Origin of the sequence: Brachybacterium avium (assembly GCF_002216795.1) — a bacterium.
Lineage (GTDB): Bacteria > Actinomycetota > Actinomycetes > Actinomycetales > Dermabacteraceae > Brachybacterium > Brachybacterium avium.
In genome coordinates this window covers 198,097-213,690 of record NZ_CP022316.1, presented here as the reverse complement: position 1 = coordinate 213,690, position 15,594 = coordinate 198,097, and the positions used below count along the sequence as shown (strand labels likewise).

Below are 15,594 nucleotides of genomic sequence, written 5' to 3'. Positions count from 1 at the left end.
GGGCCCCCTGGAACGCCTCACGTGGGAACCGTCACAGCCCGCCGGATGACTATGCTGGGACGGTTCCGTACCCCACCGTCACCAGGAGTCTCCCCGTGGCCAAGGCCCCCGCCAGCACGCTGGACAACGTCATCGCACTCGCCAAGAAGCGCGGCTTCGTGTTCCCGGCCGGTGAGATCTACGGCGGAACCCGCTCTGCCTGGGACTACGGCCCGCTCGGCGTGGAGCTCAAGGAGAACATCAAGAAGCAGTGGTGGCGCACCTTCGTGCAGTCCCGCGGCGACATGGTGGGTCTGGACTCCTCGATCATCCTGCCCAAGCAGGTCTGGGAGGCCTCCGGCCACGTCGAGACCTTCACCGATCCGCTGGTGGAGTGCAAGAGCTGCCACAACCGCTTCCGCGAGGACCATCTGCTGGAGGCCTTCGAGGCGAAGAAGGGCCGCGCGCCCGAGGGCGGCATGGCCGAGATCGCCTGCCCCAACTGCGGCACCCGCGGCGAGTTCACCGAGCCGCAGCAGTTCTCCGGCCTGGTCAAGACCTACCTCGGTGCCGTCGACAACGAGGCGGGCCTGCACTTCCTGCGCCCGGAGACCGCGCAGGGCATCTTCGTGAACTTCCTCAACGTCGTCACCGCCACCCGCCAGAAGCCGCCCTTCGGCATCGGCCAGATCGGCAAGGCGTTCCGCAACGAGATCACCCCCGGCAACTTCATCTTCCGCACCCGCGAGTTCGAGCAGATGGAGATCGAGTACTTCACCACGGCGGCCCAGGCAGATCAGCAGTTCAAGGACTGGGTCGAGGCCTGCTGGGACTGGTACATCGACCTCGGCATCGCGGCGGACAACCTGCGCCGCTTCGACGTCCCCGAGGAGGAGCGGGCCCACTACAGCGCCGGCACCATCGACCTCGAGTACCGCTTCGGCTTCCAGGGCAGCGAGTGGGGCGAGCTGATGGGCATCGCCAACCGCACCGACTTCGACCTGACCAGTCACACCGAGGGCTCGGGCACCAAGATGCAGTACTTCGACCAGGCCGCCAATGAGCGCTTCACCCCGTACGTCATCGAGCCGTCCTTCGGTCTGACCCGGTCGATGATGGCCTTCCTGGTCGACGCCTACTGCGAGGACGAGGCCCCCAACGCCAAGGGCGGGGTCGACAAGCGCACGGTGCTCAAGCTCGATCCGCGCCTCGCGCCGGTCAAGGTCGCCGTGCTGCCGCTGTCCAAGAGCGAGGACCTCGTGCCGCGCGCCACCCAGCTCGCCGACCAGCTGCGCAAGCACTGGAACGTCGAGATGGACGTCACCCAGGCGATCGGTCGCCGGTACCGCCGCCAGGACGAGATCGGCACCCCCTTCTGCCTCACGGTGGACTTCGAGACCGCCGAGGATCAGTCCGTCACCATCCGCGAGCGCGACACGATGGCGCAGGAACGGGTGGCGCTGGACCAGGTCGAGTCCTACCTCGCCGCGCGCCTGCTCGGGGCCTGAGCGACCTCGTCCGTGCGGCGGCGGTGCGGCGGGCTCAGCCCGTCACGCCGCCGCCGAGCACCATCTGGACCGATGGGACGACCAGGGAGCCGAAGGTCCGCAGCAGCTCCTGCTGATCGGTCAGCGGCGCTCCGGGCGGCAGCACCAGCACGACCTCGTCGGCGGCGCGGACCACCGGGTCCTCCCACAGCGCCCGCGCCACCTCCGCGGGCGAATCCAGCACCACTGCGCTGAAGACCGCGTCGTGCCCGCCGATCTCCTGGCCGTGGTGCTCTCCGACGACTCGTGGATCTGCGGCCCGCTCGCGGGGAGGAGGGTCATGAAGCGCTCCAGCTCCGCGTCGCTGCGCACCGGGATCATCTGGCGGCTGACCATCACGTCCCCCTCGCCGTGACCCGCCTCCCGCGAGCCGCGGCGATACGCCTCGAGCGCCTCGAGCTGCAGCTGTGCGAACGGGCGTCCCGAACCGTCGTCCGGCGCCATGGTGGCCAGCTGGAGACGGAGCCCGAGCCGGCCCGCCATCGCTGCCCGACCCGGATCGGCCGCACCGTAGGCCAGCCGGTCCCGGAGCCCGGGCACCTGCGGCTGGATCCGCAGCGGGCTCCCCGCCACGACCCCCTCGACGTGCCGGTCGGCGCCTGCGACGATCTCCCCGTCCAGCAGTGAGACGAGGTCGTGCAGCACGCGGTCCACGTGCTCAGCGCGTTCCGGCACCGCCCCGAAGGCGCGCGTGTACATCGCCTCGTGCGCCGAGTGGCCGGAGCTCACCCCGGGCCGGAGCCGGCCCCCGGTGAGCAGATCCGCGGTGGCCAGGTCCTCGGCGAGCCGTCCCGCGTTCTCGAAACGCAGCGGGATCACCGCCGTGCCGAGCTCGATGCGAGTGGTGCGCAGACCCAGCGCCGCCAGGAACAGCAGCGGGGAGGCGAGGATGTCCTGCAGGTGGCGGGTGCGCACGTAGCCCACGTCGTACCCGAGGTCCTCAGCGGTGAGGAACAGCTCGATGCCCTCCTCGAGGCCGCGGCTGGAAGGGGAGCGCCCTTCGGCGCGGGGGCCAGTGTGCTCGATCTGGGCCGCGAAGCCTATGCGCGGAGCCCTGCGCTGCTCTGCTGTCGGGGCGGTCATCTCCTGCCTCCTTCGTCGTGCGACGGTCGGCGCGGGGGCGAGGAAGAGATGGTGCGCCGCTGCTGCCATCATCTCCTCTCTCCCGCCTCCGGGCCAGGACCAACAGCCCGGCCCTCTCCTCCCCATCCGGTGCCGATGCACATCACCCCCGCCACCCCTCCCGGGGGAGAGGGCCAGATGGGACAATCGAGACGATGACCACCCTCGACACCGCACCCCATGCGCTCAGCTCCGTCGCCTCCCCGGCTCGCGACTCCACGTCCGTGCCCGGCAGCAGTGCTGCCCGGCGCACCCTCACGATCGGCCCGCACACCATCGATACGCCCGTCGTGCTGGCGCCTATGGCCGGGATCACCAATATGGCGTTCCGTCTGCTGTGCCGCGAGTTCGGTGCCCTGCACAGCGAGGACGACGGCGGTCTGTACGTCTCCGAGATGGTGACCACGCGCGCTCTGGTCGAGGACCACAGGGAGTCCTGGCGCCTGGTGACCATGGGGGAGCGGGAGACGCCCCGCTCGGTGCAGCTGTACGGCGTGGATCCCGCGACCGTGCGCCGTGCGGTGGAGATGATCCGCGAGCGCGACCTCGCCGATCACATCGACCTCAACTTCGGCTGCCCGGTCCCCAAGGTGACCCGTCGGGGCGGGGGCGGCGTGCTGCCCTGGAAGACGGAGCTGTTCACCCGCATCGTCAGCGCCGCAGTGGAAGCCGCCGGGCCCGAGGTGCCGGTCACGGTCAAGACCCGGGTCGGCATCGACGACGAGCACCAGACCTTCCGCGATGCCGGGCTGATCGCCCAGGAGGTCGGTGCGGCGGCGATCGCGCTGCACGGCCGCACCGTGGTCCAGCACTACTCCGGCCAGGCCCGGTGGCAGGCGATCACCGAGCTCAAGGAGCTGGTCACCGACATCCCGGTGCTCGGCAACGGCGACATCTGGTCCGCCGAGGACGCGATCGAGATGATGAAGCAGACAGGCTGCGACGGCGTCGTCGTCGGCCGTGGCTGCCAGGGACGGCCCTGGCTGTTCGCGGACCTCGCCGCCGGCTTCGCCGGCAAGCCGGACCGGGTGCGCCCCACGCTGGGCGACGTCGCGCAGACCCTGCGCCGCCACGCCGAGCTCCTGGTGGAGTACTTCGAGGACGAGGGTCGCGCCGTGCGCGACCTGCGCAAGCATGTGGCCTGGTACTTCAAGGGCTATCCCGTCGGCGGCGAGATGCGGCACCGCCTGGCCACCATGGAATCCCTCGCCGATCTCGACGCCAAGCTCGCCGAGCTGGAGCTGACCAGCCCGTACCCGGGCGCCGCCGTGGAGGGCCCGCGCGGCCGCGCGGGCACCCCGAAGAAGGCGCATGTGCCCGAGGGCTGGATGACCTCCCGCGAGCTCAGCCCCGAGCATGCCGCCCGCCTCCACGAGGCCGAGCTCGACACCTCCGGAGGATGACTCGATGTCCCTGCACAGCACGCCCTCGACGTCGCTGAGCGACGTGCCGCCGCCTGCGGGATACACCGCCCACGACCTCGAGCGCCGGGTCCCCGAGCCGCCGAAGTCCCAGGCCCGCACTCCGTTCCAGCGCGATCGTGCGCGCGTGCTGCACTCCTCGGCGCTGCGTCGGCTCGGCGCCAAGACCCAGGTGCTCGGCGCCGGGGCGAATGACTTCGTGCGCACCCGCCTCACCCACTCCCTCGAGGTCGCGCAGGTGGGGCGCGATATCGGAGCAGAACTCGGCTGCGATCCCGAGATCGTCGACGCCGCCTGTCTCTCCCATGACCTCGGCCATCCGCCCTTCGGTCACAACGGGGAGAAGGTGCTCGATGACCTCGCCGCCGGCTTCGGCGGCTTCGAAGGCAATGCGCAGACCCTCCGCCTGCTCACCCGGCTGGAGCCCAAGGTGGTGGGGGAGGACCGGCCCTATGGGCTGAACCTCACCCGAGCGAGCCTCGATGCGGCGATCAAGTACCCCTGGACGCGGGGCCGGGGCCCGGACCCTGCCTCCCCGAAGTTCGGTGCCTACGCCGATGATCTCGACGTCTACTCGTGGGCGCGCGAGGGCGCCGTGCCCGGGCGCCAATGCTTCGAGGCGCAGGTGATGGACCTCGCCGACGACATCGCCTACTCCGTCCACGACATCGAGGATGCGATCACCGGCCTCACCTTGGACCTGCAGAAGCTGCAGGATCCGATGGAGCGGGCCGCCGCGCTGTACGTGGTCCAGGACTGGTACATGCCGCACGAGTCGATCGCGCAGCTCGATGCGGCGCTGTCCCGACTCGAGTCCGAACCGAGCTGGTTGCTGTCCTTCACCGGCTCGATGCGCTCGGCCGCTGCGCTGAAGAACATGGCGAGCCAGCTGATAGGGCGCTTCACCCGCTCCGCGATCACCGCGACCCGCACGGCGCACGGAGAGGGTCCCCTCTCCCGTTACGGCGGGGACATGGTGGTGCCCGAGCAGACCCATCTCGAGATCGCTGTGCTCAAGGGCCTCGCGGCCGCCTACGTGATGTCCTCTGCCTCGCAGCAGCCGGTCTACGAGGCGCAGGAGGAGATCATCCGCGACCTGTACTCGCGGCTGTGGAACACCGGCACCCAATACCTCAGCCCGCTGTTCGCCGAGCTCTGGCACAGTGCGGCCGACGACGACGGCCGCCGTCGCGTCGTGGTCGACCAGATCGCCTCCTTCACGGACGTCACCGCGCGCCAGCTGCACGGGGCGCTCTTCGACCGCTCCCTGACCCACCTGACCGCTGCGGACACCCCGCTGCCCGGCCTCGGATCGGAGCTCTGAGCCCGTGGCCCAAGGGTTGATCCGTCGCGCCGACGTCGACTCCGTCCGCGAGCGCTCGCGACTGGACGAGGTGGTCTCCGAGCACGTCACCCTGCGCACGGCCGGGATCGGCTCGATGAAGGGCCTGTGCCCCTTCCACGACGAGAAGACCCCCTCCTTCAACATCCGCCCCCAGCTGGGCCACTGGCACTGCTTCGGCTGCGGCGAGGGCGGGGACGTGATCTCCTTCGTCCAGAAGATCAACCACCTCAGCTTCGTCGAGGCGGTCGAGATGCTCGCCGCCCGCTACGGCGTCCAGCTGCAGTACGAGGATGCCGGGGAGGGGCGCGGTGACCGTCCCGACTTCGGGACCCGGCGCCGGCTGCTGGATGCGCACGCGATCGCCGAGGAGTATTACCGGGAGCAGCTGGGCACTCCGGCCGCCGAGGTGGGCCGGCGGTTCCTCACCGAGCGCGGCTTCGACCAGGAGGCCGCCGCCCACTTCGGTGTCGGGTTCGCCCCCGAGGGCTGGGAATCATTGACCGGGGTGCTGCGGGGGCGCGGCTTCACCGAGGCGGAGCTGACGGCCAGCGGGCTCGTCTCCCAGGGGCAGCGCGGGGTCTACGACCGCTTCCGCGGGCGTCTGGTCTGGCCGATCCGCGACATCACCGGCAACACCATCGGCTTCGGAGCGCGGCGCCTGCTGGAATCCGACAAGGGCCCCAAGTACCTCAACACCCCCGAGACCGCGATCTACCACAAGTCCAGCGTGCTGTACGGACTGGACATCGCCCGCAAGGAGATCTCCTCCCAGCACCGGGTGGTGGTGGTCGAGGGGTACACCGACGTGATGGCCGCCCATCTGGCCGGGGTCACCACCGCCGTCGCCTCCTGCGGCACCGCCTTCGGCCCCGAGCACGTGAAGATCGTGCGCCGCGTGATGGGGGATTCCAACCCCACGGCGGGCCTGCGCCTGAACACCGACGGCCGAGGACTGGCCGGCGAGGTGATCTTCACCTTCGACGGCGACGCCGCCGGGCAGAAGGCCGCGCTGCGCGCCTTCGAGGAGGACCAGCGCTTCGTCGCCCAGACCTATGTCGCGGTCGAGGCCAGCGGCATGGACCCCTGCGATCTGCGGATCCAGCAGGGCGATCAGGCGGTGCGGGAGCTGATCGAGACCCGTCGGCCGCTGTTCGAGTTCGCGATCCGCACCGCCATCTCCCAGGTCGACCTCGACACCGTCGAGGGGCAGGTCACCGCGCTGCGGATGGCCGCGCCGGTGGTGGCCCGGATCCGTGACCGGGCGATGCGGCCCGAGTACGCGCGGCGACTGTCCGGCTGGCTGGGGATGGATGAGTCCACAGTGCTGCGCGCCGTGCACGACGCCGCCCGCAGCGAGGGACGCTCCGCGCAGCGCCTGGAGCCGCAGCGCCCCGTGCCGGACCCGGCAGTGCCCGGCGAGCAGACGACGGCCGACGGGGAGGCCGCTGCGATACCGGCGGCCCGCCTGGCGGACGTGGTCAGCCCCCGCGACCCCGTGGGCATGGTCGAGACGCAGTCGCTCGCGGTGATGCTCCAGTCCCCGCAGCTGCTGGAGACCGAGAAGGTCGCCACCCTGCCAGACGACGCCTTCCACGTCCCCGCGCTGCAGGGAGTCTGGGACGTGATGCTCGCCGCCGGCACCCTGCTGGATGCCGTGGAGGGTCAGCTCCACGCCGCCCGCTATCTCGAACAGGTCCTCGAGATCGCCGGCGAGACGGTGCGCCCGCTGATCGTGGAGATCGCGAACCTCGATCTCCCGGCCCGGGACGAGGAGGGGCTGCGACGCCTCGCGCATTCGCTGTTGGACCGGCTCGCGGAGCTGTCCCTCACCCGCGAGTACTCGGTGCTCAAGCAGCGCCTGCAGCGCACCGACCCCTCCGACGCCGAGCGCCACCAGGACATCATGGCGCGCCTGGCCCAGGTGCAGGGCCGCCGCCGCGCCCTGCGCGCGCTCGAGGACTGACCGACCAACTGCGAGCGTGCGCGCGGGAGGAGGGCGGTCGATCGGGCGCTGGACTGACCGACCGACGCAGGTCAGAGCAGGTTCGGCGCTCGTGCCGCGATGTCCTGGACCTGCTGCTGGGCACGCTGGTGCAGCATCCCCGTGGTGAAGGCGTTGTGACCGCTGCGCCTGCCCATGCCGGCATGCTCGAGCAGAAAGTCCATGGCCACCACCGCATCCTGCATCTGGCCGAGCACGAGATGAACGGTCGTGGCGGCTTCGTGATGCGGCGCCGCGCCCGGCTCCTCGGCCAGCAGCAGCTCCGCGGCATAGCGCCAGCGTTTGGCGACCTTGCGGGCCGAGTGCAGGGCATGCGGATCTCCGCCCGCCGCCTGGAGCCGTGCGCGTACCTCGCTCCGTGCCCGCTCGAGCAGGTGCAGCGGCTCCTGCTCGAGGAGCCGGGGCGGATCCTGCTGCCACGACCCGAGCTGGTCGGCGGCCTCGCGCCAGCGTGCGCTGCCGTGGCGCGCGGCGACATGAGCGACCGCCGCCCCGCGCCGCCGGGCCAGTGCGGCGGCGAGGTCCTCCTGGACCGGTCCGAGGATCCATGAGGCGGGCAGGGCCTGGACCTGCTCCAGCAGACCCTCACCGAGCACGTCGGTGTCGCGCAGCTCGCTGAGCGTGCGGGCGACGAACCGCAGGTCGCGGTCGGCCCGGGCGGTGTCGGCATCGTGCTGCGAGAAGGATTCCGGGAAGGTGGCCCGGATCGCCCGCAGCCGGCGCAGGGAGGTGCGGGTCTCGTGCACCACCTGGACCGTCAGCGTTCGGTCCAGTTCGCCCTCAGTGGCGCGTTCGATGGACAGCAGCCCCTGCAGCGCGCGCTCGGCGTGTTCCTGGACGTAGGCGCTCAGTGCATCCTGGTGAGACATCGGCACTCCCTGCGAGACGGAGGCGCTGGTCGGCTCTCGCCGCGGAGAGCCGACCAGCGCATCGACCATGCGGTGTACGGTCCGGCGGGCCCGGCGGTGTGTGAACCCGCGACTGACGGATCAACGGCACCATCATCTCATGACCAGCGAAGACGGGCGCAGAAAGCCTGTCCTTTGAAGGCGCGGCGGTCCGCTTCGAGAACCCAGGAGGTGGATCCGGTCCGCAGCCATGGAGGCACCAGATGACGCTCGATGACGGCAGATTTCGGTCCTCTTGGCACCCGCAGCAGGCACTTCTATCGTCGACGTCATGACGATCACCGCAAGCATCCAGTCCGCTGCCCCCGAGACCACTGCCGAGGATCGCGCCGCTCGCCTCACGGAAGCCGGGAAGGCGTGGGCCGAGCGTATCGATGCCCATCGCTCCAGCGCCCATCTGAAGTATGCGGTCGAAGGAGTCGGCACCGGTTCGGTGGCGACGACTGTGCGCGCCGGCAAGCACTTCTTCGTCGTCGACGAGCCTGCGGTGCTGGCGGGTGATGACATCGGGAGCAGCCCGGTCGAATACGCTCTCGGTGCGTTGGCCGGCTGCCAGGTCGTGGTCTATCGCCTCTACGCGCAGCAGCTCGGAATTCCCTTCGACGACATCGTCATCAGGGCTGAGGCCGATCTGGACGCCGCGCGTCTGTTCGGCGCCGACGAGTCCGTGCGCGCCGGTTTCTCGGAGGTACGGCTGAACATCGAGATCTCCGGCCCGGAGACGGACGAGCGCTACGACGAGCTGCGCGAAACCGTCGATGCCCATTGCCCGGTGCTCGACATCTTCCAGAATCCGACCCCGGTCACGACCACCGTCACCCGCGCCTGAAGACCGTCATGCCGACCTGATCTCGGTCTGCTCGGCGACGCTCTGGACCGAGCCTGCCCAGCGTGATGGGTAGCGCCACCGACGCCCGGAAGCTGCCATCCGGTGCATATGCGTGCTGCAGAACGTATTCTGGGGTGCCACGGCATCGGAGGACCTGTGATGATCGCACCACGTGAGAAGCCTGAGTTCGACCCCTCTCCGGGGGAGGAACCGATTCAGGAGCTCGAGGACGATCAGACGATCGCGCCCCGGCCCGAGGAGGAGATCGCCGACCGGCTCCGCAGCGAACCCGATGCGGACGGCCACGGCACCCGATCCAGCTGATGCGCCGGCGCGGTGCCGCAGCAGCCGCGCAGGGCTCCCCCGGGCGACTTTCCACACCCTCCGACGCACCGTTGATCATCAGCCCTCGGACGCGAACGCGGACGCTCGCGTGACACGCGAGCGATCACTTCTCGCTCTGTACGCGTTCCTGCGGATTCCACTACGCAGCGGATGGAGCGAAATCGCAGGCCACGTAGGCCAGGCGGGGCTTGAACCCGCGACCGACGGATTATGAGTCCGCTGCTCTGACCGGCTGAGCTACTGGCCCGAACCCTGCGAGCAGGGCGGTCAGGAATCTATCACGGAGGACCCCGGTGGCCTGGTCGGCCACCGGGCGTCGCCCCTCGCGCTCAGGGGCTGACGCGTGTCGCGGCCGCGCCACCGGTGCGGGTATCGCCTGCGGTGACGTCGGCCAGCTCGCGGACCACCCGGAGGGTGGGGCGCTCCCCGGCGCGCGAGGCGTCCATCCACTGCTCGAAGACCGAGCCGCCGGGTGCTGCGGCGCTGCGCAGCAGCAGCGGGTCTGGGCCGACGGGCAGGTCGATCGCCCGCCCCCGGGGTGCCGGGGCCGGCTGTTCGCGGGCCGCGGCGATCGCGTCCCGGAAGGCTGCGCCGGAGCCCTTGAGCCGGCCCTCCTCGTCGAACAGGCCGAGGGTGTGCTCCAGCGGTGGGAAGTCCGCCAGGGAGCGGGAGACGTCGTGCGAGCACCACCAGGTGATGCCCCAGAGCTCGGGGCACTGCAGGGAGTTCTCGACGGTGCTGCGCACGAACCAGGGGACGTCCGTCTTCTCCAGGATGCTGCGGGGGGCGCCGACCTCCTGGAGCCAGAGCGGGCGCTCCGGGGCGGGGGAGAAGGCGCGGGCCAGCTCGAGGTAGTACTCGGTGCGATGGGCGACCTCGTGGGAGCGGGCGCCGTAGCGCTGGCCGGTGCCGTCGAAGATCCAGGAATGGACCACGGTCGCATCGCCGAGCTGTGCGGACTGATCGGGGGTGAAGGCGTGGTCGTCCATGAACCAGGCGGCGTCGTAGTTGGCGACGGTGTGCATCCCGCGCGGGGCGCCGTCGCGGGCGGCGTCCAGGAGCGTCCGCGTCCACGCCTCCGCCTCGAAGATCGTGAGGGCATCGGGGTCGGGGTGGTTGGAGGCGGAGAACTGGTTGACCTCGTTGCCGAGCGAGAGGCCCAGCAGATTCGGGGCGTCGGCCAACCGGCTCGCCAGCGCGCGCACCAGCTGTGCGGTCGCCGTGACCACCTCGGGGTCGGTGAACATGTTCCGTCGGTGCCAGGTCGCCAGCCAGCTGGGGACGAAGTCGAAGCTCGAGAGGTGCCCCTGGATCGCGTCGACCACGACGTCGAGCCCGAGCTGTGCGGCGATGTCCACCACCGCGCGCACGTCGTCGAGCGCGCGGGGGCGGATCAGGGTGCGGTTGGGCTGGAGCAGCGGCCACAGCGGGAACACGCGGATATGATCGACGCCGAGGGACGCGACGGCGGCGAGGTCCTCGCCGACAGCGTCCAGGTCCAGGTCGAGCCAGGAATGGAACCATCCCTGCCGCGGCGTGTAGTTGACACCGAATCGCACCGGAGCGGCACCGGCCGAGGTGTGGGGGGAGGCAGACATCGTGTCCTTCCGTCGGACAGTGCTCGGGGGCGGCGTTCGCGGCGACACTCACGAAGCGGGCGCAGGGGAACCGGACATGTCCGACCCGGTGCCTTGTGGTCGCATCCTGTTACTATAGCGGTTTAGTCGAGGTCGTGGGCGGGTTGCGCCGCGCCGGCCGGAGAGGGTGGACGATGACCACCAGCACACAGCCCGGCAGCGGCCGGGGGCAGCGCGTCACCATCGCGGACATCGCCCGCCGCGCCGGGGTCACTCCGGCTGCCGTCTCCCTCGCCGTGAACGGGAGGCCCGGAGTCTCGGAGACGACCCGGGAACGGATCATGGCGATCGCCGCAGAGCTGCGCTGGGAACCCTCGCCCGCGGCGCGCGCCCTCGCCGGAGCCCCGGTGCTCACGGTCGGGATGGTGCTGGCCAGGCCGGCCGAGGTGCTCGGGACCGAGGCGTTCTTCGGCGCCTTCGTGGCCGGGTTGCAGGAGGTGCTCAGTCGCCGTGACTACTCGCTCCAGATGAAGATCGTGGAGACCACCGACGACGAGATCGACACCTTCCGCCGCTGGTTCGCGCAGCGCCGGGTGGACGGAGTGGTGGTCGTGGACCTGCGCCAGGATGATCCCCGCATCCCTGCGCTCGAGGATCTCGGGCTGCCCGCGCTCGTGGTCGGCGGGCCGGGACACCACGGCTCCCTGCCCTCGGTCTATGTCGACGACGCCCACGCGACCCGCCTGCTGGTGGACCATCTGGCCGAGCTCGGTCACCAGCGCCTGGCCCGGGTGGCGGGCAACGAGGACTTCCTCCATACCCTGCTGCGTGATCGGGCGTTCACCGAGCGCTGCGCCGAGCTCGGCATCGAGGCGATCACCCAGGACGCCGGCTTCGGCACTCGCGGCGCCGAGGTCGCCACCGACGAGCTGATGGCGCGCCCGGAGCCCCCCACCGCGATCGTCTTCGACAGCGACGAGATGGCCTTGGCCGGGAGCCACGTGCTCGGGGAGACCGGATCCCGGATCCCGAGGACGTCGCGGTCGCGAGCTATGAGGACTCGGCGCTGACCCGCACCCACCGCCCTCCGATCACCGCCATCGGTCGTTCGGCCATCGAGTACGGGCGGGTGGCCGCGACGCGCCTGCTCGAGGTGATCGAGGCGGGGCGGAGTCGGCGCGGCGCATCGCAGGCATCGCTCCAGGAGTCCCGGGCGATCGAGCCCGGGCTGGTGGTGCGCGCCTCCACCCGGCCCGATGGCGCGACGGCCGCATCGCCTGCAGCAGGACCGTCGTGCGAGGGGTTACCTTCGTCATAGTGGCCGGTCGAGGCGGGGTTCCGGGATGCGAAGCGGACCGGAACCCTGCTACTGTCGTCCAGGTCGATCCCGCATAGCTCAACGGCAGAGCACTCGACTGTTAATCGAGCGGTTCTTGGTTCGAATCCAAGTGCGGGAGCCCAGCACAGGAGCACAGCCCCGGAGACCTCCGGGCTGTCTCATTTCCCGTTGGTTCTCGTGAAGGAGAAGGACGATGACCTCCGTCCCCGATGACCGTTTCGAGCTCCCGGAGAACTTCGGCCCCGGCAGCGTCTGGGCAGACCGCACCGGAGAGCGCACCCTCGTCGGTCGCACCCAGCGCGGCGTCGAGATCCCGATCGGCCACGGCGAGGGCGAGGTCAGCCCCGGCGAGCTGCTGAAGCTCGCCCTGATCGGCTGCGCCGGCATGAGCACCGATGTGAACCTCTCCCGCCGCCTCGGCGAGGACTTCGCCATGCGGCTGTGGGCGCACGGCACCTCCGATGAGAAGCAGAATCGCTATCTCGCGATCGCCGAGGAGGTGCAGCTCCCGCTGGAGGGGCTCACCGAGCAGGAGGTCGCCGCCGTGGTGAAGGTCTTCGGCCGCGCGGTCGCCGCCGGCTGCACGGTCGAGCGCACCGTGGTGCCCGGCGCGGAGGTCACCCACCGCGTTCTCGGCGTCGAGGACCCCGATACCCCGGAGGCGGATCAGGCATGACCGTGCGCCCCATCCGCATCGTCGGCGACCCGGTGCTGCGCACTGCGTGCGATCCGATCCGGAAGATCACCGACGGCACGCGCACCCTCGTCCAGGACCTGTTGGACACCGTCGACGACGAGGGTCGTGCCGGGGTGGCGGCGAACCAGATCGGGGTGAGCCTGCGCGCGTTCTCCTGGAACCTCGGGGAGGACGGCGGTCTGGGCTGCATCCTCAACCCCGTCATCGTCGAGCTCTCCGAGGAGCTGCAGGACGATGACGAAGGCTGCCTCTCGGTGCCCGGGCTGTTCTTCCCGCGCACGCGATCCGCCTACGCCCGCTGCGTGGGCATGGACGTCGAGGGCCAGGAGATCGAGCTGGCGGGGGAGGGCCTGGTCGCCCGGCTCATCCAGCACGAGGTCGGCCACCTCGACGGAGTGCTCTACATCGACGGCCTCGAGCGCTCTGTGAAGAAGCGGGCGTTGCGCCAGATCAGGGAGACCATCTAAGCTCTGCACTGACAGGCACTCGCCGTCATCAGATCCCTCCGCAGGACCGATTCGTTGGGGAAGACGCATCGGACACCGGAAGGAACGAGATGACCCAGGGCGTTCTGTATATCCACTCCGCTCCGCGGGCCCTCACGCCGCACATCGAATGGGCCGCCAGCGGAGTTATCGGCGTGCCCGCACGCATCCGCTGGGAGGACCAGCCGGTGGGGCGCGGGCTGCAGCGAGCCGAGATGACCTGGCGCGGACGCGAGGACACCGGCGCACGCCTGGTCAGTGCCCTGCGCGGCATGCACGAGGTCCGCTTCGAGGTGACCCAGGAATCCACCGCACTGGTCGACGGTGCGCGCTGGAGCTGCACTCCCGAGCTCGGCATCCATCATGCCGCGACCGACCACGCCGGCAACATCGTGCTCACCGAGGATCACGTGCGCGGTTGCATGGACCGGGCCGGTGATGATCCCGCGGCGCTGCGCCGCGAGCTCGGCATCGCCCTGGGGGGTCCGTGGGACGAGGACCTCGAGATCTACCGCCACGCCGGCGAGGGCGTCCCGATGCGCTGGCTCCACCGCGTCAGCTGACTGCGGGGAGGGCTCGGGTCGATGCCTGGCAGGGACGGCCGACGCCCCTGACACACGAGAACGGGGTACGGAACGGCTTCCTGTGAGGAAGGCGTTCCGTACCCCGTACTCCGTCCCGCACCGCACGAGGCGGCGCCGGCCCGGCGCGGCAGTGCCGCTCAGGCGTTGGTGAACACCGTCGCGATATCGTGCCCACCGAAGCCGAAGGCGTTGTTCAGCACGGCGATGTCGCCGCCGGGCAGCTCGGCCGGGGTGTTCTGCGCGATCCGCATCGGGGTCTCGGGATCGAGGTTCTCGATGTTGATCGTCGGCGGCGCGATCCGGTGGTGCGAGGCCAGAACGGAGAACAGGGACTCGAGTGCTCCGGCGCCGCCCAGCAGGTGACCGGTCATCGACTTGGTCGAGGTGACCACGATCTGGTCGGTGACGCCGCCGAGAGCATCGGAGACGGCGCGCAGCTCGCCGATGTCGCCGAGCGGGGTGGAGGTGCCATGGGCGTTGACGTGGACGATGTCGTGCGCGGCGAGGTCGGCATCCTCCAGCGCCTCCCGCACGGCACGAGCCTGGCCCTCGGCCGAGGGCGCGGAGATGTGGTGCGCATCCGAGGCCATGCCGCGCCCGGAGGCGTAGGCGTACACGCGGGCACCGCGGGCGGCGGCGTGCTCCTCGCTCTCGAGCACCAGGATGGCGGCGCCCTCGCCGAGGACGAAGCCGTCGCGGTCCACGTCGTAGGGGCGCGAGGCGTGCTCGGGATCATCGACCCGGCCCGAGAGGGCACGGATGTTCGCGAAGGCGGCGATGGTCATCGGGTGGATCGACGCCTCGGTGCCGCCGACGACGACCACATCGGCGCGACCGTCGCGGATCATGCCCATTCCCAGGGCCACGGCCTCGGCGCCGGAGGCGCAGGCGGAGACTGGGGTGTGGGCGCCGGCACGGGCGCCGAGCTCCATGGAGATCTGCGCGGACGACCCGTTGGCCATCAGCATCGGCACGGTGAACGGATTGACCCGTCGGGCACCGCGCTCACGCACCACGTCCCACTGGTCCAGCGTCGTCCAGATCCCGCCGATGCCGGTGCCGACCACGACGCCGAGCCGTTCGGGGGCGACCTCGGGAGCGCCGGCGTCAGCCCAGGCCTCGCGCGCGGCGACCATGGAGTACTGACCGGAGGGGTCCAGCTTCCGGGACTCCGGGCGGCTGAGCCCGTCGAGCGCACCGGGGACCAGCTGGCAGGCGAAGTCCACGGACAGCCCGTAGCGCTCCTTCCAGTCGTTGTCGAAGGTGCGCGCTGTGGAGGTGCCGGCCAGGGCGGCCTCCCAGGTGGAGGTGACGTCACCGCCGAGCGGGCTGACGGTGCCGAGGCCGGTCACGGCGACACGGGAACGGGGAGCGGGCATACGGACCTCCGGGTCGGGGCGTCTGGCGAAACGGC

At 70.6% G+C, this 15,594-nt stretch carries 13 protein-coding genes, 2 tRNA genes and 1 pseudogene; 11 read left to right on the top strand and 5 right to left on the bottom strand.

Annotated features, from left to right (window positions below; genetic code table 11):
- Positions 1–95: 95 nt before the first annotated feature.
- Positions 96–1,487, top strand: coding sequence for a glycine--tRNA ligase (locus tag CFK39_RS00975; protein WP_089063897.1), 1,392 nt, complete (start codon positions 96–98; stop codon positions 1,485–1,487).
- A gap of 120 nt (positions 1,488–1,607) precedes the next feature.
- Here CFK39_RS00975 and CFK39_RS00970 read toward each other — a convergent pair whose 3' ends face one another.
- Positions 1,608–2,609, bottom strand: coding sequence for an LLM class flavin-dependent oxidoreductase (locus CFK39_RS00970; protein WP_245822772.1), 1,002 nt, complete (start codon positions 2,607–2,609; stop codon positions 1,608–1,610).
- 194 nt (positions 2,610–2,803) lie between these two features.
- Here CFK39_RS00970 and dusB point away from each other — a divergent pair, with 194 nt between their 5' ends.
- Genes dusB through dnaG form a run of 3 tightly spaced genes read left to right on the top strand, consistent with a single transcriptional unit; the run spans position 2,804 to position 7,377 of the window.
- A complete protein-coding gene (dusB, locus tag CFK39_RS00965; RefSeq protein ID WP_420836210.1) occupies positions 2,804–4,051 on the top strand; it encodes a tRNA dihydrouridine synthase DusB in 1,248 nt (415 codons plus the stop codon).
- 4 nt (positions 4,052–4,055) lie between these two features.
- Entirely contained in the window at positions 4,056–5,393 is a 1,338-nt protein-coding gene (locus CFK39_RS00960; protein WP_089063896.1) for a deoxyguanosinetriphosphate triphosphohydrolase, read from the top strand.
- A 4-nt stretch (positions 5,394–5,397) separates the two neighbouring features.
- The gene (gene dnaG / locus CFK39_RS00955; protein ID WP_089063895.1) at positions 5,398–7,377 is read left to right on the top strand and encodes a DNA primase; all 1,980 of its coding nucleotides are present in this window, start codon (positions 5,398–5,400) and stop codon (positions 7,375–7,377) included.
- Between the two features lie 71 nt (positions 7,378–7,448).
- Here dnaG and CFK39_RS00950 read toward each other — a convergent pair whose 3' ends face one another.
- A complete protein-coding gene (locus tag CFK39_RS00950; protein ID WP_157697018.1) occupies positions 7,449–8,285 on the bottom strand; it encodes a CHAD domain-containing protein in 837 nt (278 codons plus the stop codon).
- A gap of 310 nt (positions 8,286–8,595) precedes the next feature.
- On the opposite strand from CFK39_RS00950, the gene CFK39_RS00945 reads away from it, so the two are divergent.
- Together CFK39_RS00945 and CFK39_RS16090 are read left to right on the top strand one after the other, a co-directional pair.
- Positions 8,596–9,153, top strand: coding sequence for an OsmC family protein (locus tag CFK39_RS00945; RefSeq protein ID WP_089063894.1), 558 nt, complete (start codon positions 8,596–8,598; stop codon positions 9,151–9,153).
- Positions 9,154–9,312: 159 nt separating this feature from the next.
- On the top strand, positions 9,313–9,477 hold the full coding sequence (locus tag CFK39_RS16090) for a hypothetical protein (protein ID WP_157697017.1): 165 nt from the start codon (positions 9,313–9,315) through the stop codon (positions 9,475–9,477).
- Positions 9,478–9,671: 194 nt separating this feature from the next.
- On the opposite strand, the gene CFK39_RS00940 is transcribed toward CFK39_RS16090, so the two are convergent.
- Positions 9,672–9,745 (bottom strand) — tRNA-Ile (locus tag CFK39_RS00940).
- A gap of 82 nt (positions 9,746–9,827) precedes the next feature.
- On the bottom strand, positions 9,828–11,096 hold the full coding sequence (locus tag CFK39_RS00935) for a glycoside hydrolase 5 family protein (protein ID WP_089063893.1): 1,269 nt from the start codon (positions 11,094–11,096) through the stop codon (positions 9,828–9,830).
- Positions 11,097–11,269: 173 nt separating this feature from the next.
- On the opposite strand from CFK39_RS00935, the pseudogene CFK39_RS00930 reads away from it, so the two are divergent.
- The 5 genes and pseudogenes from CFK39_RS00930 to CFK39_RS00910 all read left to right on the top strand — a co-directional run bounded on the left by CFK39_RS00930 (position 11,270) and on the right by CFK39_RS00910 (position 14,159).
- Positions 11,270–12,393: pseudogene (locus CFK39_RS00930) on the top strand (LacI family DNA-binding transcriptional regulator).
- A gap of 67 nt (positions 12,394–12,460) precedes the next feature.
- Positions 12,461–12,532: transfer RNA gene (locus tag CFK39_RS00925), tRNA-Asn, on the top strand.
- Between the two features lie 75 nt (positions 12,533–12,607).
- A complete protein-coding gene (locus CFK39_RS00920) occupies positions 12,608–13,090 on the top strand; it encodes an OsmC family protein (protein ID WP_089063892.1) in 483 nt (160 codons plus the stop codon).
- Entirely contained in the window at positions 13,087–13,578 is a 492-nt protein-coding gene (locus tag CFK39_RS00915) for a peptide deformylase (protein WP_089063891.1), read from the top strand. Before CFK39_RS00920 ends, CFK39_RS00915 begins: the two co-directional genes overlap by 4 nt.
- Positions 13,579–13,667: 89 nt before the next feature.
- A complete protein-coding gene (locus CFK39_RS00910; RefSeq protein WP_089063890.1) occupies positions 13,668–14,159 on the top strand; it encodes a DUF3145 domain-containing protein in 492 nt (163 codons plus the stop codon).
- 158 nt (positions 14,160–14,317) lie between these two features.
- Here the strand turns inward: CFK39_RS00910 and CFK39_RS00905 are convergent, their stop codons facing one another.
- The gene (locus CFK39_RS00905; RefSeq protein WP_089063889.1) at positions 14,318–15,559 is read right to left on the bottom strand and encodes a beta-ketoacyl-[acyl-carrier-protein] synthase family protein; all 1,242 of its coding nucleotides are present in this window, start codon (positions 15,557–15,559) and stop codon (positions 14,318–14,320) included.
- Positions 15,560–15,594: the final 35 nt, after the last annotated feature.

Coding starts and splice junctions, on each gene's coding strand:
- CFK39_RS00915 (WP_089063891.1), top strand. CDS start 13,087: ATGACCGTGCGCCCCATCCGCATCGTCGGCGACCCGGTGCTGCGCACT.
- CFK39_RS00910 (WP_089063890.1), top strand. CDS start 13,668: ATGACCCAGGGCGTTCTGTATATCCACTCCGCTCCGCGGGCCCTCACG.
- CFK39_RS16090 (WP_157697017.1), top strand. CDS start 9,313: ATGATCGCACCACGTGAGAAGCCTGAGTTCGACCCCTCTCCGGGGGAG.
- CFK39_RS00970 (WP_245822772.1), bottom strand. CDS start 2,609: ATGACCGCCCCGACAGCAGAGCAGCGCAGGGCTCCGCGCATAGGCTTC.
- CFK39_RS00960 (WP_089063896.1), top strand. CDS start 4,056: ATGTCCCTGCACAGCACGCCCTCGACGTCGCTGAGCGACGTGCCGCCG.
- CFK39_RS00905 (WP_089063889.1), bottom strand. CDS start 15,559: ATGCCCGCTCCCCGTTCCCGTGTCGCCGTGACCGGCCTCGGCACCGTC.
- CFK39_RS00935 (WP_089063893.1), bottom strand. CDS start 11,096: ATGTCTGCCTCCCCCCACACCTCGGCCGGTGCCGCTCCGGTGCGATTC.
- CFK39_RS00950 (WP_157697018.1), bottom strand. CDS start 8,285: ATGTCTCACCAGGATGCACTGAGCGCCTACGTCCAGGAACACGCCGAG.
- CFK39_RS00945 (WP_089063894.1), top strand. CDS start 8,596: ATGACGATCACCGCAAGCATCCAGTCCGCTGCCCCCGAGACCACTGCC.
- dusB (WP_420836210.1), top strand. CDS start 2,804: ATGACCACCCTCGACACCGCACCCCATGCGCTCAGCTCCGTCGCCTCC.
- CFK39_RS00920 (WP_089063892.1), top strand. CDS start 12,608: ATGACCTCCGTCCCCGATGACCGTTTCGAGCTCCCGGAGAACTTCGGC.